This window comes from Carnobacterium inhibens subsp. inhibens DSM 13024 (assembly GCF_000746825.1).
Lineage (GTDB): Bacteria > Bacillota > Bacilli > Lactobacillales > Carnobacteriaceae > Carnobacterium_B > Carnobacterium_B inhibens.
Map to the genome: position 1 here is coordinate 907,429 of NZ_JQIV01000006.1, position 20,682 is coordinate 928,110.

Genomic DNA, 20,682 nt, shown 5'->3' on the forward strand with positions numbered 1-20,682 from the left:
TGTAATTAACTATTTTTATTTAGTTTGTTTTAACTCTGATTAGTCGATCATTGCCGCTCATATCTTTTTCAATTGTCACATTAGCTGTTGGAAAAGCTGACTGGAACAGTTCTTGAACTTTTTTTCCTTGCTTAAAGCCAATCTCTAATAAAATTTCACCGCCTGGATTTAAAATAGCAGGCGTCTCTTTAGCTAATCTTTGATAAATAGCTAACCCATTGTTTTCAGCAAATAAAGCAAGATGTGGTTCATAGTGCAAAACACTTTCATCCATATAACGAACTTCATCATTTGAAATATAAGGCGGATTCGAAATAATGACATCGAATGTTTCTGATTTTACAGGTTCTGTTAAATCACCTTCCAACAACCGAACATCTGCATCTAGAACCTCCGCATTTTCTTTAGCTACTTTCAATGCTTTAGAAGACAGATCGGTTGCAGTTACATCAAAAAGCGGACGTTCCTTTTTAATTGTAATGCCAATGATCCCTGTTCCCGTTCCAATATCCAAAACCGATAATTTTTGATTTGCTCTGGTTTCCTTTAAAAAAATATCCACGATTCCTTCCGTTTCAGGTCGTGGAATTAACGTGTCTTTTGTCACTTTAAACTTACGATCGTAAAACCATCCATATCCTACTATCTGCTGGACCGGAATTCCCGAGCCATGATCGGATACATCTTTTAACAATTGATGCTTCACATCAGAGGGGATTTCATCATTTAAATGCATCATGATGTCTGTTTTAGACCAGTCTTGGCGTTCTCTTAGTAAAAGTTCTGCAGCAATGGGCTCTCTCTTACAAGTTTCTAAAAAAGAAGAAGCCCATTTCAGGACTTCTCTATAAGTTGTCTTACTCTTCATGTTGCAATTGCTCCATTTTGGCTGTTTGATCATTCAAAATCAAAGCATCAATAATTTCATCTAATTTACCAGATAAAATTTGATCTAATTTTTGAATCGTCAATCCAATACGGTGATCAGTTACGCGGCTTTGCGGGAAATTGTACGTACGGATTCGTTCTGAACGATCTCCTGTTCCAATAGCTGATTTCCGTTCAGCATCGTATTCACTTTGAGCCGCTTGTTGTATATGATCGTATACTCTGGCACGCAATACTTTCATCGCTTTCTCGCGGTTTTTGATTTGCGAACGTTCATCTTGCATCGCTACAGCAATTCCTGTAGGTAAATGAGTCAAACGTACGGCAGAGGCTGTTTTATTAACGTGCTGTCCGCCGGCTCCACTTGCGTGATAGATATCTGTCCGAATATCTTTGTCTGGCAAATCTAATTCAACTTCTTCAGCTTCAGGCATAACAACTACAGTTGCTGTTGATGTATGGATACGGCCTTGCGATTCTGTTGCAGGGACACGTTGTACTCGGTGAGCACCATTTTCATACTTCAACTTAGAATAAACATTGTCTCCAGTGATCATTAAGGTAATTTCTTTGTATCCGCCAATGCCCGTAATGTTGGCATCTAAGACTTCAGTTTTCCAACCTTGTGCGTCAGCGTATTTTTGATACATGTTAAATAGAGTCCCAGCAAATAATTGTGCTTCATCTCCACCAGCTGCTCCTCTGATTTCCATAATGATATTACGGTCATCATTTTCATCTTTTGGCAACATAAGGACTTTCATGGCTTCTTCGATTTCTGTTTTTTCTTTCTTTAAATCATTTAATTCTTCTTTTGCCATTTCAGCCATTTCAGCATCTAATTTTTCACCAAGCATTTCTTCAGTGTCTGCAATATCTCGACTGACTTCTTTGTAACGACGATAGGTAGTTACCGTTTCACGAATAGCTGCTTCTTCTTTCGTTAATTTCATTAGTCGTTTTGTATCGCTGACAACCTCTGGGTCACTTAATAATTCATTTAATTCTTCATAACGTCCTTCAACGCTTTCCAATCTATCAAACATGGGTTATTCTCCTTTTCTTCTAAGCCTGCTGCATCATTGTGTCGTTTGTTTTACAACACCAAGAACGCTATAAGTCGTCCTTTATTATTGGATTGAAGTAATGTTTACGACATACAGGGAAATAACTTTCATTTCCCCCTATTTGAATTTGTTCTCCAGCATAAACGGGCTTTCCATCGATCATACGCATATTCATGGTTGCTTTTTTATGGCAATACCAACAAATAGTTTTCATTTCTTCTATTTTGTCCGCGTATAGTAACAGATACTGTGATCCCTCAAATAATTCATTTTTAAAATCATTTTTCAAGCCAAATGCCATAACTGGAATATCTAATTCATCCACGATATGAGCCAACTGAAGCACGTGTTCTTTCTTTAGAAATTGTGATTCATCAATCAACACACAAGCGGGAACGTAGTCCAACGCTTGAATGGTTTCAAAAACATTCGTTTCTTCGAATATAGCAATTCCCTCGCGTCTCAATCCGATTCGACTGGATACTACACCAATCTCGTCACGATCATCTAATCCGCTGGTCATAATTGCTACTGGTTTGTTTTGTTCTTCATAATTATATGCTACTTTTAGAATTTCAATCGTCTTTCCACTGTTCATTGCACCGTATTTAAAAAAAAGTTGAGCCATCTCGTTTTTCCTCATTTCTCTTGTAGGAATCCATTATGAATTATACGTTAAAAAAAAGTAAAAGTGAAGCCTCTCTTCCTATTAATGAACGATGCTCTTTACATCGAATGATAGAAAAGAGATTAAATTTGCCTTTAAAAATGAACAAGTTAGGCAATTTTAACAATTTCACAAGAAATATGTGCTAGAATATCAAAGTAGCAAAAAAAGTATTTTTAGTAATTGGAGGAAACTCAATTGAGTATACGTAGCACATTTGCCATTGCAGTAGGAAAAACAACTAAATGGGGGCTTCATACGTTCCTTAAAGGCGGAAGTAGTTATCCTGGTCAACTGACACAAAAATTAGATCCTACCGTATTAGGCACTTTATCAAGAAATTATGACGTGGTTATCGTAACCGGAACAAACGGTAAAACACTGACAACGGCTTTGACTTATCAAGTTTTAAAACAAAAATATCCTGAAATCATTACAAATCCTACTGGCGCAAATATGCTGCAAGGAATCATCTCAACTTTTCTTGAACACCATTCTTATACAAACAACAATAAGAAAAAAGCTGCTGTTCTTGAAGTAGATGAAGCTAGTTTGATTCATGTAACAAAATACATCAAACCGAAAGCCATTGTTTTTACAAATGTTTTCCGTGATCAAATGGATCGATATGGTGAAATTTATACCACTTATCAAATGATGCTGAATGGTGCAGCGTTAGCTCCTGATGCTTTGATTGTGAGCAATGGGGACGCTCCAATTTTCAATTCAAAAGAAACCGTCAATAAACGTGTTTACTTTGGTTTTGATCATCTCCCAGATGGAGAATTAAAAGCTCATTACAATACGGATGGCGTATTATGCCCTCACTGCAATAATATTTTGCATTATAAATTCTTAACTTATAGCAACTTAGGAAAGTATTATTGTCCGAATTGTGATTTTAAACGTCCTGACCTAACATATCGCTTAACAGACTTAACGCACATGGATCACGAGTCTTCTCGTTTTGAAATTGAAGGAGAAGACTTCGAAATTAAAATCGGCGGACAATACAATATTTATAATGCTTTAGCTGCTTATAGTGTTGGCCGTATATTGGATGTTTCTACTGATCAAATTCGTGCTGGATTTGCTGCATCAAAACGCGTTTTTGGACGTCAAGAAGTCATCCAGATCGATGATAAAGAAATTACGATCAACTTAGTTAAAAATCCTGTTGGGTTGAATCAAGTTTTAGATATGATCAAACTAACTCCTGAACCTTTCTCGCTTGTTTCTATTCTAAATGCTAATTATGCAGATGGAACAGATGTCAGTTGGATCTGGGATGCCAATTATGAGATCGTAACAGAAATGGATATCAAACAAGTCACTGTTGGTGGTGAGCGTGTAGAAGATATTACAGCACGTTTAGAAGTAGCGGGCATTCCAGAAGAAGAGCTTCAAGTTATTCCGACTATACCTGAAATCATCAAAAACTTTAAAAATGCTCCAACGAAAAAAATATACGTCCTAGCTACTTATACAGCTGTCTTACAATTGCGCAAAGAGTTAGCAAACCAAGGCTATATTGAGGGAGGTATGTAATATGATTGAATTAAATGTTTGTCATCTTTATGGAGATTTATTAAATACTTATGGGGATAACGGCAACTTATTAATGTTAAAACACCGTGCTAAAAAAAGAGGTATCAACTTTAATATTGAAATCGTTAGTTTAAATGACCCTTTTGATGCAGATAAATATGATTTGGTTTTCTTCGGTGGTGGACAAGACTTTGAACAACGGATTGTTTCAAAAGATATCCAAGCTAAAAAAGAGGCTATTACTGAATACATCGAAAATGATGGTGTTACAGTCGGCATTTGTGGCGGCTTCCAGTTATTGGGTCACTATTACGTAGATGCTGCTGGAAATAGAATCAACGGTATCGGTGCTTTGAACCACTACACCTTGAATCAAGATGACAATCGCTTTATTGGTGATATTGTTATCAAAAATGATGATTTTGGCGAAACCTATAAAGGTTTTGAAAACCATAATGGTCGTACTTTTCTTGGTGAAGGCGTTAAACCTTTGGGTGTTGTTGAAATGGGTTATGGCAATAATGGCGAAGATAAAACAGAAGGTGCTCATTATAAGCAAACCTACTGTTCATACTTCCATGGTCCCTTATTAGTTAGAAATACAACATTAACTGATCGTATTTTGAAAGAAGCAGTAAAAAAACGATTCCCTAAAGAAGCAGAAGAATTATTTGATTAAACAATAAGAGCAGAAAAAATGGATGTATCATTTTTTCTGCTTCTTTTTTTAATATTCACCTTCTAGTGTTAATAAAACATTTCCTTTAGCCTATGTGTTGCTTATGAGATACCTCTAGATCAGATTCCGCAGCTCTTTTCTTCCTAGAATGTGGGATAGAACACCTCTAGTTCAGATTCCGCGACTCTTTTCTCTCTGGAATGTTAGATAGAACGTCTTTACTTCAGATTCTCCAATCTTTTTCTTTCTAAAATGTTTTATAGAATGCCCTTACTCGCTATTCTTTGTCTTTTCTCTCTGGAATATAGAGTACAACTCTATTAACTTAAGTTCTCTCACATATCTATATGAATAATGATGAAGTGGACATAAAATAACAGCGGAGTATTCAAATAGAAAGAGTCTGGGAAATATGTATGTCCTTCCAAAAATTTTAAAAGCCCGTAGATTTGCAGTTTCCATGCAAATCTACGGACTTTTTAAGTTTGTTTTGCTGGACGTTCAAAAAAATACGCTTTTCCTATACTGTAAATATCGACAAATCCATTTGAAAGAGGTGCTTCTAATGAATACTAACTATACTTACGAACCAGGTTAACGCTAATCACTATCAATGTCCTAGCTCTATTACTAGAATTTCGCTTCTCTTTTAAAGTTACTGTAAAGATGAAACATCTAACAGCGACTAACTATTTTTCTGCCGAGCCTAGACGTCGAACTCCGCATCTTATTTTTAGTTGAGCTGCTTTCCCCAAACACTAGGCATTTTCTATAATTGTCGCAATGCGCGGGATGCTATTGCTCTCAATTTTTGAAAATCGCTGCGTGTCTAACCGGGGAACTCCGCATCCTATTTTTAGTTGAGCTGCTTTCCCCAAACACTAGGCATTTTCTATAATTGGCGCAATGCGCGGGATGCTCTTGCTCTCAATTTTTGAAAATCGCTGCGTGTCTAACCGGGGAACTCCGCATCCTATGAATTTGATGCGATGATTTCTAATTTGCCTTCAATAGTCCATTCTTTAATGTCGTTTGGCAAAATCAAGTGTGTACCTTTTGTTAATGAGTACTCTCCTGCTTCGACAATTAATTTGCCGTTTCCTTCCAGAACGCTTACAAGAGTATATGGTGCAGTTGCATGGAAGTCTGCTTTACCGTTTACTTCCCATTTATAAACGTCAAAAAAGTCTGTTTGGATAAATGTCGTCACATTAGCTTCTTTTTGTTTTGTTGTTTTTGTTTCAGGAGTTGCATCAACATGCGGAACAGTTGTCACATCAACGGATTGTTTAACGTGCAATTCTCTTAAATTACCTTGATCATCTTTTCGATCATAATCATACACACGATATGTCGTATCACTCGATTGCTGCGTTTCAAGAATCGTTATCCCACCGCCAATTGCATGGATTGTTCCACTTGGTACATAGAAAAAGTCGCCTTTTTTCACTTTGATACGGCGTAATAGATCGTCCCATTTCCCATCAAGAATCATTTGTTCTAACTCTTCTTTTGTTTGAGCATGATGCCCATAAATGATTTCAGCACCTTCGTCAGCATCAATGACATACCAGCACTCTGTTTTGCCTAGTTCTCCTTCATGTTCCATACCGTAACGGTCATCTGGATGAACTTGGACCGACAAGTCTTCAGCAGCGTCTAATATTTTTGTTAACAAAGGAAAGACATCTCCTTCTTCGTTTCCGAATACTTCCCGATGCTGGTCCCATACTTCGGCTAAAGTCATGCCTTTATAGACTCCATTTTTTACTACACTTGGTCCATTGGGATGAGCACTAATTGCCCAAGCTTCACCAGTTTTGTCGCTCGGTAAATCATAACCAAATACTTCATTCAGTTTTTTTCCACCCCAAATTTTTTCTTGTAAAACAGGTTCTAAGATCAATGGTTCATTCATCACTTATTATTCCTCCTAAAATTATCCATTACTTTTGTTTTTCTTTTTCCGTTAAATAGCACTCTACTAGTTTATCTCGTTGCTCAAGGTATTCTGCTTTATTCTCATTGGTAGGATGGACGCGATTAGATAAAAAAACAAACGCTTCCTTTTCCAAGATATCCAATAAGATAAAGGTTCCTGTAAAACCAGTATGAAACAAATAGTCTTTATTGCCTTTTGATTTGATATCCCATCCTAAAGACCGATTCAAGGAGCCATTAGGAGTCCAATCACTTAATAATGATAGCACAGTTGTTTCATTAAGAATACGTTTTCCATTTAATTTCCCTTTATTCAACATCATTTGACTAAAGGTCAAACAATCGTTTAGTGTTGAAAATAACCCAGCACTGCCACAATGGTCACCTAACGTATTGGCCTTTGGATCATGGACTTCTCCTTTTATTAATCCTCTTTTTGGATCAAGTTCAGTTGGTGCACATCTTTGTTTGTCGCTAGGATGGTAAGAGGAATCCATTAAATTTAACGGTCCGCTTACTCGCTTAGAAAACACATTGACTAAGCTGTCTTTTTCAATAGTTTCAATAATAAACCCTAATAAAATAAAACCGATATCCGTGTAATTCACTTCTTTTTCGAAGTTACTTCCAACAGGCAAATGCAAAATGGCTTGTTTCAATTCGCTAGCCGATAAAGTATCTCTATTAGGAATATATCCTTCTATTCCAGAAGTATGTGTCAGTAGATGTTTGAGTGTTATCTCTTGAGCTGAAAAGTCTGGCAAATAACGGCTAACTTTGTCATTTGGATTTAGTTTTCCTTCCTCCCATAACTGTAGAATGATCGTTGTCGTTAAGAAAACTTTAGTTAGAGAGGCAATATCATAAATTTGATCCTCTTGGATAGTTTCTGCATAAGGTACAACTGCAGTTAACCCATCCCGATAGTCAAATCGTTCATCATTTTTGATAAAACCAAAACTTGCGCCTGGCAATAATTTATCTTCTATTAGTTGGTGAATAAACATGCTTGTTTTGGGATACATTTTCTTATCCTTTCTAATTTTTCTGTTTTTCTTTTAAACAATTTTATATTTATTTCTTAATTATAATCGAATAAAGCATTTTCTTCTATACTGAGTTCAATTATCTAGCGGCTCATAAACGACAAAAAACCGGCAAACCCATTGCCGGTTCAACTTATTATTTATTATGAAGCCACCATAATTTTGATTTCTATGCCATTTGTATCTTTCAACGAAATGGCTTGTGTTGTTTCATCTAATACATAGCTATAATTTTTTGCATCTAGCTTTTCTTTTACTTGTGCTAATTCATCCGCAGATGAAACTAGGATCGTAAAGTAATTTAGACCTCTTATACCTTCTTGTGCTGCAGGAATATTTCTTCCAGCCCATACATTCGCTCCAATTTGATGATGGTATTCGCCTGCTGCAAAGAATTTTGCTTGAGGACCGAATTTGAATTTTAAATCAAATCCTAAAATATCTTTGTAAAAAGCTTCTGTTTCTTCTAATTCTGCAACGAATAAATGAACATGTCCCATATAGCTTCCTTTAGGCATTCCTTGGAATTCTTGCTTAGCTTCTCCAATCACAGCTTCTGCATCCATTGGTTCTGTTACACCAGCAATTTGTCCATCTTCTCGAATATCCCACATGGATTTAGGCTTATCTGTATAAATTTCAATGCCATTGCCTTCTGGATCGTCTAGATAAAGAGCTTCGCTATATCCATGGTCACTTGCACCAGTTAATGGGTATTTTGATACTAAAAGGTGATACAAAATTTCTCCCAAGTCTTTACGAGTTGGCAATAAAAAGGCCATATGGTATAACCCAGTAGCAGCTGGCTTTTCTCCAAATGGTACAACTGGTTTTAATTCCAATAAGACTTGTTCATCACCGAACGCACCCAATTGAACAATTTGTTCTGTTTCATTTTTTAGCTCTAATCCTATAATAGATGTATAGAAATTTTTCATGTTATCTATATTTTCAACATTCAATACTACTTTTCCAATAATCGTTTTCTCTGATAACGGCATATTCTTATTCCTCTTTTCATTTCTAATTTAATTAATATCATCATTTAATTAACTTACTTTTAATAAGTATAAAGGAACTTTCATCTCTTTACAAGACTTTCACCTAATTCTTTCTTCATCTCATCGTAATAAGAGGATATATTCTACCAAAAAGAAAAATTTCACTTATTTTCTATTTTTTCGTCACACTTTTTTCATATTTAGATTCTATACTATATTTATACCAAAACAACAAACCAACTTTTTCATACTTTCTTTTTTACTCCTCCAAAGTAAAAAGAAACCTTACCCTTTCCACCTTAGCATTCCCTGCTAAGGTGGTTTTTTTATACACACAAAAAGGTTGAGATCAAATCTCAACCTTTTTGTGTGTATGTTATTATTCTTCATTAAAAGAACGGATTAGTTCTTTTTTCATCACCAATCGTTGTGCTCTCTCCATGTCCAGGATAAACCAGCATGTCATCGGACAGAGTAAAGAGTTGTTCTTTGATCCCTTTTAGCAATGCTTCTGAATCACTACCCGTTAGATCGGTTCTTCCTACACTACCTTTGAATAAAGCATCCCCTGAAACCACAAAATCATCAAATATAAAACTTACACCACCTGGCGAATGTCCAGGAGTAGGTACTACTTTAAATTTAAATCCTTCGATACCATACGTCTTAAACAATTCAAATTCATATTCAGCAGGTTCTGCTGTAAATGGATGTCCTGTATGAATAGAAAGATTCAAGACCGGATTCGCAAGCCAAGCTTGTTCTAGATCACTAACATAAACAGGAACACTGTAGGTTTTTCTTACTTCTTCCAGTGCGCCAATGTGATCATAATGGGTATGAGTCAACAAGATAGCTACCGGAGTAACTTTCAATTCGTCTAACTCTTTTTTTATAGAAACAAATTCATCTCCAGGATCAACGATCAGTGCTTTTTTCTCTTGATAAAGAATATAGCAATTTTCTTCAATCGTCCCTGTAATGATTCTTTTAATTTGGGTCATTTTTAGATCTCCTCTTCTTAATACCTATAGTGTTAGTTTAGCAGAATCTCTTAAAAAGAAAAGTATTGTACGTTGATTTCAACGGTTCTTCGTAGATAAAAAGAACCTCAACTTACTTCTTGCTGAACAAACTGACTATTATATAAATCAGCATAGAATCCATTTTGTGCCATCAATTCGTCATGCGTTCCGGTCTCAATAACATCTCCATGATCCATTACAATAATATTGTCAGCATCACGAATAGTGGACAGACGGTGAGCAACTACGAAACTGGTTCTGCCCTTCAACAACTTTCTCATCGCTTTTTGAATCAATACTTCTGTTCTCGTATCTACACTTGAAGTAGCTTCATCTAGAATCAATATTTCTGGATCAGCCAAGAAAGCACGTGCAATCGTAATCAACTGTCTTTGGCCTGACGAGATGTTGCTCGCTTCTTCATTAAGAATCGTTTCGTACCCATGTGGCAGTTTGCGTACAAAGTCATCCACGTGAGCGGCTATAGCTGAATTGTAAACACGTTCATCATCTTGGCCATATTCAGCACTCCCGTAACGAATATTATCAAGAATCGTTCCATTAAATAACCATGTGTCTTGTAAAACCATAGCAAAATGAGAACGAATGTCTTCTCTTGAATAGTCTCGGATATCAACTCCATCGATTTTGATACTGCCGCTGCTTACATCATAAAATCGTTCTAGAAGATTAATCAATGTTGATTTACCGGCACCAGTAGGCCCTACAATCGCGACCATTTGTCCTTCCGTAACGTTTAAATTAAAATCTTTCATTAGTAAAGGTGCATCTTCTCCACCGTAACCAAATTGTACATGATCAAATTGAACTTTATAAGGTGAATTTACAATAGGTTCAATTGCAGATGGTTCATCAGTCATTTCTTCTTCATCCAACACTTCAAAAACACGTTCAGCTGAAGCAATCGTTGCTTGAATCATATTAATCAAATTAGCCATTTCTCGAATTGGCTGATTGAATTGATTAGAATATTGCAGCATGGCTTGAACATTTCCTAACTTCACTGTACCATTAGCAACAAAAATTCCACCTACAACTGCAACAACTAGATACCCTAGGTTACGGATAAAAGCCATCAAGGGCATGATGAGACCAGATAAAAACTGAGCTTTTCGTGAAGCTTGATAAAGTTGATCATTTTTTTCTTCAAATGTTAAAATTTCTGTTTCTTCGTGATTATAAGTTTTTACTACAATATGTCCAGCATACGTTTCTTCAACTTGATTATTTAAAATACCTAAACGTTTTTGTTGAGCTGCAAATGATTTTTGTGAGCGTGGAGCAATCAATACAATGACTACCGCGCTTATCGGAACAGTAATCATGGTGACTAATGTCAAGGTACTGTTAATGGTCAGCATCATGTATAAGACAGCAAAAAATGTAATCACACTATTTACAAATTGAGTCAGTGTTTGCTGTAAAGTATTGGCAATTTGATCCATATCATTTACTGCACGAGACATAATATCTCCGTTTGAATGCGTATCGTAGTAATTCATAGGAACCCGATTCATCTTATCTTTTAAATCTTTTCGTAAGTCATATACGGTTCGTTGCGCTACACGAGTCATCGTAAATTGCTGGAAGTATCTGAAAATGGCAGATAGAATATAAAAAACAGCAACCGTTGCTAATATACCCGCAATCAACTCAAAATCGATCGGCAAAACATCAACAGGTTGTCCAGCTTGCTTTGATTTCGTGCCTTCTACTACACCTTTAAAGATTTCTGTAGTTGCTTCTCCTAGAATTTTTGGCGTCTGTGTCTGTAATACGATTGCTATAATTGCTAAAATAAATACAGTAATTATAGCGATTAACCGAGTAGACATGTATCCTAACAATCTTTTCAATGTCCCCCAAAAGTTTTTCGGCTTAATTTTGCGAAGAGATTCAGTAGAAGCATTACTATTCTTACTCATTACATCTCCTCCTCTTTCATTTGCGACCTCATGATCTCTTGGTAGGTTTCATTTGTATGTTTCAATTCTTTATGTGTTCCTTTACCAACCATTTTTCCCGCTTCTAAAACAATGATAGTGTCTGCTTCTATCACGGAACTAATGCGTTGAGCAATGATGACCACTACTGAATTTCTCGTTTCCGGAATCAAGGCTTTTCTTAAAGCAACATCGGTTTTGAAATCAAGTGCAGAGAAAGAATCATCAAAAATTAAAATATCTGCCTTTGTTACTAAGGCTCTAGCAATATTTAATCGTTGCTTTTGTCCACCAGAGAAGTTCCCTCCACCCTGTTCCACTACCGCATCTAAACCTTTTGGCAATGCTGAGACAAAATCATCTGCTTGAGCAATTTTTAATGCATGCCAGATTTCTTCATCGGTTGCAGTTGGTTTCCCATACTTTAGATTTTCACGAATCGTGCCTGTAAATAATAATGCTTTTTGTGGGGCATAACCTGTAAAACTACGCAAATCTGTTTGTTTCATCTCACGGATGTCTACACCGTTGATCTTGATACTTCCTGATTCAATATCGTAAAAGCGGGTAATTAAATTTGCAATGGTCGATTTTCCAGAACCCGTTCCTCCAATAATTGCGATCACTTCACCTTTTTTTCCTTCAAAATCAATACCTTCCAATGCTAATTTTTCTGCTCCTGAATACCGGTACGAAACGTTCTCAAAGGATAACGAACCGACATTTTCTTTTTGGATCTTGAGTGGATTTTCCGGATCTTTTATGATAGTTTCCATAGCTAAAACTTCATTGATACGTGCTGCGGAAACTTGACCACGAGGAATAAATACAAATACCATTGCCAACATCATGACACTCATTAAGATTTGCATAGCATAGGTCATGAAAGTAACTAAATTTCCAACTTCCATACCTCCGACACTAATATACTGTCCACCAAACCAAATGATCGATATATTGGTGGCACTAATAATCAATGTCATAATTGGCAGCATAAAGCTCATGATCGTTTGGGCTTTGATAGAAGTATCTGCATAGTCTTTATTGGCTTCATCAAAGCGTTTTGTTTCAGAATCATTTCGATTAAATGCACGAATCACACGAATACCCGTTAGTCCTTCGCGAAAAACCAAATTAAGGCGATCCGTTTTCTTTTGCAGTGATTTGAAATAGGGCACAGCAAAATACATAATGATTCCAATAAAAACAGCCAATGCCGGAATCACATAAATAAAAATCTCTGCTAGTTTCGGCTCGCGATTGTAAGCTAGTATTCCTGCTCCAATTAGCATGATTGGAGACATAATCATCATTCTTAACATCATCATAGTGACCAATTGAATTTGTTCCACATCATTCGTTGTTCTGGTAAGCAAAGAAGACGTCCCTAGCTTATCTATTTCATCATTTGAAAAATAAGTGACTTTTCGGTAAATCTCACTACGTAATTTTTTGCCTAATTGTTGCGATTGCTGTGCTGCAAAATAAACATTTGCAATTGCTGCTAAGATACTAAGAAAAGAAAAGCCCAGCATCTTTACTCCTACAGAAATAATGTATTCTACATTTCCTGTGGCTACTCCATTATCAATAATATCTGCTGTTAAGGTTGGAAGATACAAATCGCCAATAACTTGAATGATCATGAAGATGACAGCACCCAAAACAGCCCAATAATTTAGTTTCCTTATTAATTTGAGCATTTGTTGTCCTCCTTTGGTCATTATTCTCATACTGTATTCAATTTAATACGCCTTATTTATTAAAATGGTTCTTTTGTAACCGTTTATCAATTATATGTGTCCACCTGTTTTTTTTCAAATTTCTGATACCTTTATTACTAACACAAGTTATATTAACAATTTTTGTTTCTTGCTGTTTAAGAATAACTTTAGTAAAATTGCTACAGAGGCCATTAAGAAAAGGCTCTCAAAAAAATCGAAAGAAGGATTTTATTTATGACAAAATTATTAGTGGTTCGTGCTCATCCATTAGACGGAGAAATCTCTCGTTCAATGCAAGTTACAAATGCTTTCGTAAAATCATATATTGAAAGCCACTCAGAAGACACTATTGAAGATATTAATTTATATGATCTAGCTGTTCCAGACATCGACCGTGACTTATTACAAGCTTGGTCAGAACTTGGCAGTGGCACAGCATTTGATGAATTATCTGAAGTTAAACAACAAAAAATCACCTTGTTTAATGGTTATACGGATGGCTTTTTGAACGCCGATAAAGTTGTTATAGCAAATCCTTTATGGAATTTAAATGTTCCTGCTCGTTTAAAGGCTTGGGTGGATACAATCACTGTTGGTGGAAAAACGTTTAAATACAATGAAAAAGGCGAAGCTGTAGGGCTAGCTGGCGATAAAAAAGTTTTACATATTCAAGCAAATGGCGGCGTTTATGGCGGAAAAGATCCAGCCAACCAATATTTGAAAACAATTCTGAATTACATCGGTATTACTGATTTCCAAGAATTATTTGTTGAAGGTATGGATTATGCTCCTGATAAAGCAGCAGATATTATGGCTGAAGGAATAGAAAAAGCTACTGCTTTAGGAAAAACATTCTAATAAATTAAATCCTTATTCTTATAAACATACACAAGAAGAAAGGCCATAATGGTCTTTCTTTTTGTGTTAATTGGCAAACGGTGTTGGCACAACAAATTAACACTTCTTTTTTATTAATGCCTTTCTTTTGAAGCAGCTGTTGAAAAGGAATACACTGAAGACAAATGGGATTAAACTAAAATAAAGAAAGAAGGCATAGGTTATGAAAGAAACAGCATTAGAACAAACCGCAAAAATAGAAACAGAATTAATTGCTTTTCGCAGATTACTTCATTCAGAACCAGAGTTAAGTGAGAATGAATTCAAAACACAAGATAAAGTTATTGTTAAATTAGAAGAATATGGTATTCCTTATAGAAAAGTTGGAAAAACCTCAACCATTGCTACTATCAAAGGGAAAAATCCTGGAAAGACAGTCGCCTTACGTGCCGATATTGATGCATTGCCAATCAATGAAGATTTGAATTTAGACTTTCAATCCAATAATCCTGGTGTCATGCATGCTTGTGGTCATGATGCTCACACAACAATGGCTATGGGAGCAGCAAAAATATTAAATGAATCCAAAGAAAATTTCGATGGAGAAATACGTATCTTCTTCCAAGAAGCAGAGGAAACCTTTGAAGGAGCTAAAAAAATTGTAGCTGATGGTGGAATGGTCGGAGTTGATGCTGTATTCGGCATGCACAATTACAATACTATTCCGACTGGGTCCTTTTATTCAGGAGCTGGTGACTTATTTTCTGGCTGTGATACCGTTTATGTAACTTTTACTGGTAAATCAGGCCACGGCGGAACTCCACAATTAGGAAAAGATTCCTTCACTCCTGCTGCTCAATTTGCACTTGATTTGCAAGAGATCATTGCTAAAAATGTTGATTCCAGAAATCCCGTTGTTCTAAATGTTGGACGCTTTGCAAGCGGAAAAAAAGCCAATATTGTTCCAAAAGAAACAACAATGGACATTTCAATGCGCTACTTTGATGAAGAGAGTCGTGATCTTACTCATGCAGCCATTAAGCGCCATGCTAAGGCTTTTGCAGACATGTATGAAATTACTGTTGATGTAACAATCGAGCCGAGCACACCTCCAACAAAAAATGATGCTGCTTTAGCAAAAATAGCTACTAATGCTGGCACGAAAGTATTTGGTTCAAATAAGGTTTCAGAGTTCCCAAGAGCAATGAATTCTGAAGATTTCTCTTATTATCTGAAAGAAGCTCCCGGTGTCTACGGCATCATTGGGATATACAATGAAGAAAAAAATACCATTCATGCTCCTCATGATGATCACTATGAACTTGACGAAGATATCTTAAAGCTAGGCGTCGCTTGGCATGTTGAATTTGCTTTAGAATTTTTAGGAACCGAATCCAATTAAAAGCAACAACTTGCTCTACAAGTATCTAGTAAGAAAATGATATAGAATCAGCAAACAGTTTTGTTCTTTTTTGACTAGTACTCGCATTCTCTACCTTAATGAACACTATAAAAAAAACAACTTTTTTTCATTTTATGTAACAGAAAATCTCACAATAGGTGCAACATCTCAATTAGGATTAGAAAAAAGTTCCCTTTGTTTAAAACTGGTTTTATTGCTTTCATCCAGTTAGCTGTCATACTCAAAATAATATAACTTTTTATTTTTACTATCGTATATTCCTGCTGTATAGTTTTTAGCAGACTCAGAAAATAGCTCTTCGCCTTCAGTAATTCGATCTTCACCATCATATCTGTCGATAAATATCCAATAACCCTCTGTAATTTCAGGCATATTATTTTTCTCTGCTAAATCAGATATATAATAAACATCGTTTTTTTCGCCGCCATAAAATTCTAGTTCGATATTCTCCGAAAGAGGAGTAGGTTTCCAATCTTTGTTGTTCTGAATCTGAGATAAAATAGTTTCTGCCTCATCTTCTTCAAACTGGACATTAGCAACAGTGACTCCATCTCCATGAAAACCTCCATGATCATCTTCGTAATTGATTTCTGATTCTGATGGCAATTGAATCGCTAAAGAATTGGAGATTTCTTTACTGATAGACGTTGAAAAGCATCCTGTCAAAAAACAACTAAGAATTGTTAGTAAGAAAAAATCACGAAAAAATTTCCTTTTCATTTCACATTCCCTCTCCTTCTATCCTAATGGTCAAATAAATAGAAAACTGGCTGGTATGAGTCCGGTTGAATCCCGTCTTCATACCAGCCAGTTGGTAGTTTAATTCATTTAACTGTAGGTGTTTAACACCTCAGCTGCTAACAGTTTTCTTATCAAGATTAGCTTTTTTTACTTTTATTTACAATAATAACCGGTGGAGGAGCTGGATTTTCATCACTCTCATAAAGTCCAGTATAATCTTTATACCATTTAAAGAAATGGACAACAATTACTTTTAAGACAGCGTACCCTGGAATCCCCAGAATAACTCCTGGAATCCCAAAAATCTTTCCTGCAGAAAGTAAAACTATGATAATCGTAAGCGGATGAATTTCTAGATTGCTTCCCAATATTTGCGGTTGGATCACTCTTCCTTCAATCATTTGTTCAATAGCAAATACGATCAGTACTTTGATCAGCATGCTTGGAGAATCCACTAAAGCAATGACAATAGCTGGGATAGTTGCTAAAAATGATCCAAGGTAAGGAATCAAGTTTAAAAAACCGGCCAATACACCTAAAGTCACAGCGTATTCTAAACCAATGATAGCAAACCCAATCCAAAACATTAACCCTACAAAAAAGGCTACTACTAGTTGGCCGCGTATATATTGACTGATTTGTGTATTGATCTCAGTTAACAAGTTATACGTACTTAGCCTCATCTTTGAAGGAATTACTTTCATTACATGATACGGTAGACTCTTGCCATCTTTTAACAAGTAAAAAAGAATAAATGGCATCGTGATAATAGCAATCACTATATTTGTTACTGCTCCAACGACACTTCCGATACTCTCAAAAGTTGAATCCAAAACCCCATTAGCTTGTTCTGATACATTAGATAATAGATTTGTATTGAAATCGGACAATCGTGTTTGAAATTCAGATAACACATCGCTTCGTAACCAACTATCTATTTGGGTCACGATATTATCCCAATAAATAGGCCAATTTTTTATAATACTGAAAGTTTGTTCTTGAATGATTGGAATCAATGTTGTAATTCCCCAAACAATCAGTGCACCGATAATAATAAAAATCCAAGCTATCCCGAGCATCCGAGGAATTTTTTTTCGTTCCATCCAATCTACTAATGGATTAACAAGGTAATACAGTACTCCTGCTAAAATAACCGGAAGTCCAATAATACTTATAAAATCTCTGATGGGTGAAAATAAATGAGCGACTTTTGAAAATAAAAATAGATTTAGAAAGATTAAAAGTGAAACAATTAAAATGGAAACTACTTTATTATTTAAAACCCATTTCCAAAACCAGGTAACTGTTTCTCTGGTTTTTACTTTTAGTTTTTCTTCCCCCATAACCTTTGCTCCAATCTATATAGTCTTTTTAATTGTTATAGGTAATTTTGGTACCAATCGATACTTCTGGTAATTCATAAGGTGATAAGTAAACGCCGCTCTCGATTCGATCATCTTCTGGAACTTCTGAAAAAGAAAGGGTAACGTGACCAATAGTATTTAAATTTTCATTGGCTAAACTTCCAACAGTTTCAATAACGTATTTTTTTTCACCGAAAGAAATTGTACTGCCTGGTTTTAATTTAGTCGTTTCTTTATCTTCTTCGAAAGACTGAATAATAGCTACGGTACGAATATCATCTGTAGCTTGCTCTCCAAATAAAATTATCATAGGATCTTTTTTGCTGATAGCATTTTCTCCAATTGCCGTTACTGTTCCAACTAACATATTATCCATTCCTTTCTCATTCCTTTATTCTTTTTTATTTTACCATATTCTTGCTTTTAAAGGTTAATAAAAGCTAATCCATTCCAGTAAGATGCTAAAAACAAAAAAAGTTACTCATTGCTTTAAAAATTCCTTTTTAGTGTTTGCTACCTGTTGGAGAGACTGGTATGATAAATTGAGATAAACTACCCAATAATGGAGGTGGATTTTATGAATTCTACTACTAATGAGCAGAACTTAAAAATAGAACAAGCAGAAAAACAAATCAAAGAGATTCATCATCCCTCATTTGTTTTAAAAAAACAAGACGATGATTTACTAACTACTGTCACATTAACAAATGAACTTTCAGCTGAATTAATAGAGTTTTTTATTTTACATAGAGAAACAGGAGAAAAATATCCTTTTAAAGCACAGTTCGCTAATGGGGCCCACTCTTTCTCAGTTAATATCCGTTCCTTTATTAAGCAATACGCACCTGTAGATCCAAAAGAACATTTTGAATTTTATTTTACTATTCGTTATACAATAGATGGTCACTCAATTTTTAAAGATGAACCTCTATCTCTTAATCGCTTTGATCATTATGAATCCTATGGTCTGACTGAAGTTCAAGATAGCGGCCACCGTCTTTACCCTTACTTTAGCCGAATAACCCAAGGCTTTTGCTTTACGATCAACATTCCAGTACGAAGTGTGCGTTATATCAAACAGTCAACTATAGATTCTGTACAATTAAAAAAAGATACTTTAACACTTACTGGCACAATTATGACGAAAGCAAATCCAATTAATCGAATCGATACAATTTTGGTAGGAAGAAAATTTGGCCATCGTCAAACAATCCATTCAGACCATCAGCTGATTCAGTCAGAAGACATCACACATCTTTATTCTTACAACTATCAGATCAACTTAGACTTAGCTGATTGTGCACATGAGTTCTTTCTGAACAAAACCGGCGATGAAGATTTTGATTTATACTTTGAATTATACTTAAATGGACTTTTTGAACCGACTGTTATCCGTGTTTCCAATCCTAGTGATGCCAATGCGAAAAAAAATTACACTTATTTTTCACATAGTTATGGAAAGAAAACTATGGTGTTAGCTCCTAATTTCACTGGTCAATCAAATAATTTTATTCTTTCAGTAACGAACTTTCAAAAGGAATCATTTGAATACATGAAAGAACTCCTTCCATTTATCCCAGTTTTGCGCCCATTTTACAGTAATCGAAGCATTTGGATCATTGGGGAAACACCCATGGAAGCTAGAAATAATGGATGGAATTTTTATCGTTATATGAGACAGAATTACCCCGAAAAAGAGGTTTACTATGTGATCGATAGCCATTCTCCAGATTATGCTAAAGCAGCAGAATTAGGTGAAGATCATCTTTTGATCTATAAATCAAAAAAATATATTTGGACTTTAGCAATGGCTCAATTGCTGGTGACTACTGAAGAACCTTATGCTATTTTGCCAACACGCAATCCGTTATGGTTAGATGTGTTAAGTGCTAAAAAGGTTCTTTTGCCAAAGAATGTACTCGGCTTACACAATGCAAAATCAACTTTTGAATACAATACCAAACGCTTTAAAGCAGATTTAATTTTGGTAAGTTCTAAAACTGAAAAAAGATACGCTATTGAAACATTCAACTTCCCTGAAGAAAAAATTTCACTTACCGGTTTACCGCGTTTTGATAAGTTATTAACTGTAGAAACAAGTTCAGCAACAAAACAACAAATTCTTTTATTTCCGATGAATCAAGAATCTGGTTTGCACTATCAATCTGACGTCATTACCCATATGGCATTGTGTTTCCTTTCTTTATTAAAAAATCCAGCTTTCCTAGATTTCGTTGACCATTACCATCTTGATGTCGTAGTAGCTCTTCCTCCCTCGATGCTGCATTATTTATCAGCATTTACAGAGAATAATTGTACGGTTGTGCTACAAAGTCAAGAAGATGTTCAGCAATTAATCAAAGATAGCAAACTATTCATAACGGATGCCGATCCTATTGCTTTTGATTTTAGCTTTCTTTTAAAACCGGTTTTATTTTATCAACCGGATATCAAAACACACTCTTCAGAAGAACCATTTGATTCCAGCTGTACGTACTTAAATGAGTTGCCTGGTGAAATTACAACATCAGAAGAAAGCCTCATTCATCTATTGGATCAAATCGGCCAAAACCAATTTCAAGTTACTCGTAAGAATAAACAAAAAGTAGATGCCTTGCTTTATTATCATGATACACAATCCGCTCAACGTATCTACGAAGCTATTTCTGCCCTACTTCACTAACCAACTAACAATTGTATCGTTCGTCCATTAAGTTTAAAAAGACACTTTTTGTAAAAAAAGTGTCTTTTTACTTTAAATCTTTAA

Annotated in this window: 17 protein-coding genes; 5 read left to right on the plus strand and 12 right to left on the minus strand. The window is 35.5% G+C overall.

What is annotated here, in order from left to right:
• Positions 1 to 19: 19 nt before the first annotated feature.
• The 3 genes from prmC to BR65_RS05500 form a co-directional block, all read right to left on the minus strand.
• The gene (gene prmC, locus BR65_RS05490) at positions 20 to 868 is read right to left on the minus strand and encodes a peptide chain release factor N(5)-glutamine methyltransferase (protein WP_034537188.1); all 849 of its coding nucleotides are present in this window, start codon (positions 866 to 868) and stop codon (positions 20 to 22) included.
• A complete protein-coding gene (gene prfA, locus BR65_RS05495; protein WP_034537189.1) occupies positions 858 to 1,934 on the minus strand; it encodes a peptide chain release factor 1 in 1,077 nt (358 codons plus the stop codon). Before prfA ends, prmC begins: the two co-directional genes overlap by 11 nt.
• Positions 1,935 to 2,001: 67 nt before the next feature.
• Positions 2,002 to 2,583 carry a thymidine kinase gene (locus tag BR65_RS05500; RefSeq protein WP_023178642.1) on the minus strand — a complete coding sequence of 194 codons (582 nt, stop codon included), beginning with the start codon at positions 2,581 to 2,583 and terminating at the stop codon, positions 2,002 to 2,004.
• A gap of 237 nt (positions 2,584 to 2,820) precedes the next feature.
• On the opposite strand from BR65_RS05500, the gene BR65_RS05505 reads away from it, so the two are divergent.
• On the plus strand, positions 2,821 to 4,170 hold the full coding sequence (locus BR65_RS05505) for a Mur ligase family protein (protein WP_034537191.1): 1,350 nt from the start codon (positions 2,821 to 2,823) through the stop codon (positions 4,168 to 4,170).
• Between the two features lies 1 nt (position 4,171).
• Entirely contained in the window at positions 4,172 to 4,849 is a 678-nt protein-coding gene (locus BR65_RS05510; RefSeq protein ID WP_034537193.1) for a type 1 glutamine amidotransferase, read from the plus strand.
• A gap of 973 nt (positions 4,850 to 5,822) precedes the next feature.
• On the opposite strand, the gene manA is transcribed toward BR65_RS05510, so the two are convergent.
• From manA to BR65_RS05545, 6 genes are all read right to left on the minus strand, one after another.
• Positions 5,823 to 6,767: a mannose-6-phosphate isomerase, class I gene (gene manA, locus BR65_RS05520; protein WP_034537196.1), complete on the minus strand. Its 945-nt coding sequence runs from the start codon at positions 6,765 to 6,767 to the stop codon at positions 5,823 to 5,825.
• A gap of 28 nt (positions 6,768 to 6,795) precedes the next feature.
• Positions 6,796 to 7,815 (minus strand): serine hydrolase domain-containing protein, encoded by a 1,020-nt coding sequence (locus BR65_RS05525; protein WP_023178647.1) that lies wholly within the window; start codon positions 7,813 to 7,815, stop codon positions 6,796 to 6,798.
• Positions 7,816 to 7,979: 164 nt separating this feature from the next.
• A complete protein-coding gene (locus BR65_RS05530; RefSeq protein WP_034537197.1) occupies positions 7,980 to 8,837 on the minus strand; it encodes a VOC family protein in 858 nt (285 codons plus the stop codon).
• A 389-nt stretch (positions 8,838 to 9,226) separates the two neighbouring features.
• Positions 9,227 to 9,841 carry an MBL fold metallo-hydrolase gene (locus tag BR65_RS05535; RefSeq protein ID WP_034537198.1) on the minus strand — a complete coding sequence of 205 codons (615 nt, stop codon included), beginning with the start codon at positions 9,839 to 9,841 and terminating at the stop codon, positions 9,227 to 9,229.
• A 107-nt stretch (positions 9,842 to 9,948) separates the two neighbouring features.
• Positions 9,949 to 11,808 carry an ABC transporter ATP-binding protein gene (locus tag BR65_RS05540; protein ID WP_034537199.1) on the minus strand — a complete coding sequence of 620 codons (1,860 nt, stop codon included), beginning with the start codon at positions 11,806 to 11,808 and terminating at the stop codon, positions 9,949 to 9,951.
• Complete coding sequence (locus BR65_RS05545) at positions 11,808 to 13,529, minus strand: ABC transporter ATP-binding protein (RefSeq protein ID WP_034537201.1); 1,722 nt, start codon at positions 13,527 to 13,529, stop codon at positions 11,808 to 11,810. The genes BR65_RS05540 and BR65_RS05545 overlap by 1 nt, the downstream gene beginning before the upstream one ends.
• 255 nt (positions 13,530 to 13,784) lie before the next feature.
• Here BR65_RS05545 and BR65_RS05550 point away from each other — a divergent pair, with 255 nt between their 5' ends.
• Positions 13,785 to 14,408 (plus strand): NAD(P)H-dependent oxidoreductase, encoded by a 624-nt coding sequence (locus tag BR65_RS05550; protein ID WP_034537203.1) that lies wholly within the window; start codon positions 13,785 to 13,787, stop codon positions 14,406 to 14,408.
• A 202-nt stretch (positions 14,409 to 14,610) separates the two neighbouring features.
• Complete coding sequence (locus tag BR65_RS05555) at positions 14,611 to 15,789, plus strand: M20 family metallopeptidase (RefSeq protein WP_034537206.1); 1,179 nt, start codon at positions 14,611 to 14,613, stop codon at positions 15,787 to 15,789.
• A gap of 228 nt (positions 15,790 to 16,017) precedes the next feature.
• On the opposite strand, the gene BR65_RS13455 is transcribed toward BR65_RS05555, so the two are convergent.
• The 3 genes from BR65_RS13455 to BR65_RS05570 form a co-directional block, all read right to left on the minus strand.
• Positions 16,018 to 16,530 (minus strand): hypothetical protein, encoded by a 513-nt coding sequence (locus tag BR65_RS13455; RefSeq protein WP_051932665.1) that lies wholly within the window; start codon positions 16,528 to 16,530, stop codon positions 16,018 to 16,020.
• A gap of 158 nt (positions 16,531 to 16,688) precedes the next feature.
• Positions 16,689 to 17,894: an AI-2E family transporter gene (locus BR65_RS05565; RefSeq protein WP_023178656.1), complete on the minus strand. Its 1,206-nt coding sequence runs from the start codon at positions 17,892 to 17,894 to the stop codon at positions 16,689 to 16,691.
• A 28-nt stretch (positions 17,895 to 17,922) separates the two neighbouring features.
• Complete coding sequence (locus BR65_RS05570; RefSeq protein ID WP_023178657.1) at positions 17,923 to 18,291, minus strand: PTS glucitol/sorbitol transporter subunit IIA; 369 nt, start codon at positions 18,289 to 18,291, stop codon at positions 17,923 to 17,925.
• Between the two features lie 201 nt (positions 18,292 to 18,492).
• On the opposite strand from BR65_RS05570, the gene BR65_RS05575 reads away from it, so the two are divergent.
• Positions 18,493 to 20,598, plus strand: a complete 2,106-nt coding sequence (locus BR65_RS05575; protein ID WP_034537207.1) for a CDP-glycerol--glycerophosphate glycerophosphotransferase — start codon at positions 18,493 to 18,495, stop codon at positions 20,596 to 20,598.
• Positions 20,599 to 20,682: the final 84 nt, after the last annotated feature.

Bases quoted from the DNA above. Each gene is read 5' to 3' on its own strand.
- prmC (WP_034537188.1), bottom strand. From the start codon at position 868: ATGAAGAGTAAGACAACTTATAGAGAAGTCCTGAAATGGGCTTCTTCT.
- prfA (WP_034537189.1), bottom strand. From the start codon at position 1,934: ATGTTTGATAGATTGGAAAGCGTTGAAGGACGTTATGAAGAATTAAAT.
- BR65_RS05500 (WP_023178642.1), bottom strand. From the start codon at position 2,583: ATGGCTCAACTTTTTTTTAAATACGGTGCAATGAACAGTGGAAAGACG.
- BR65_RS05510 (WP_034537193.1), top strand. From the start codon at position 4,172: ATGATTGAATTAAATGTTTGTCATCTTTATGGAGATTTATTAAATACT.
- manA (WP_034537196.1), bottom strand. From the start codon at position 6,767: ATGAATGAACCATTGATCTTAGAACCTGTTTTACAAGAAAAAATTTGG.
- BR65_RS05525 (WP_023178647.1), bottom strand. From the start codon at position 7,815: ATGTATCCCAAAACAAGCATGTTTATTCACCAACTAATAGAAGATAAA.
- BR65_RS05530 (WP_034537197.1), bottom strand. From the start codon at position 8,837: ATGCCGTTATCAGAGAAAACGATTATTGGAAAAGTAGTATTGAATGTT.
- BR65_RS05535 (WP_034537198.1), bottom strand. From the start codon at position 9,841: ATGACCCAAATTAAAAGAATCATTACAGGGACGATTGAAGAAAATTGC.
- BR65_RS05540 (WP_034537199.1), bottom strand. From the start codon at position 11,808: ATGAGTAAGAATAGTAATGCTTCTACTGAATCTCTTCGCAAAATTAAG.
- BR65_RS05545 (WP_034537201.1), bottom strand. From the start codon at position 13,529: ATGCTCAAATTAATAAGGAAACTAAATTATTGGGCTGTTTTGGGTGCT.
- BR65_RS05550 (WP_034537203.1), top strand. From the start codon at position 13,785: ATGACAAAATTATTAGTGGTTCGTGCTCATCCATTAGACGGAGAAATC.
- BR65_RS05555 (WP_034537206.1), top strand. From the start codon at position 14,611: ATGAAAGAAACAGCATTAGAACAAACCGCAAAAATAGAAACAGAATTA.
- BR65_RS13455 (WP_051932665.1), bottom strand. From the start codon at position 16,530: ATGAAAAGGAAATTTTTTCGTGATTTTTTCTTACTAACAATTCTTAGT.
- BR65_RS05565 (WP_023178656.1), bottom strand. From the start codon at position 17,894: ATGGGGGAAGAAAAACTAAAAGTAAAAACCAGAGAAACAGTTACCTGG.
- BR65_RS05570 (WP_023178657.1), bottom strand. From the start codon at position 18,291: ATGGATAATATGTTAGTTGGAACAGTAACGGCAATTGGAGAAAATGCT.
- BR65_RS05575 (WP_034537207.1), top strand. From the start codon at position 18,493: ATGAATTCTACTACTAATGAGCAGAACTTAAAAATAGAACAAGCAGAA.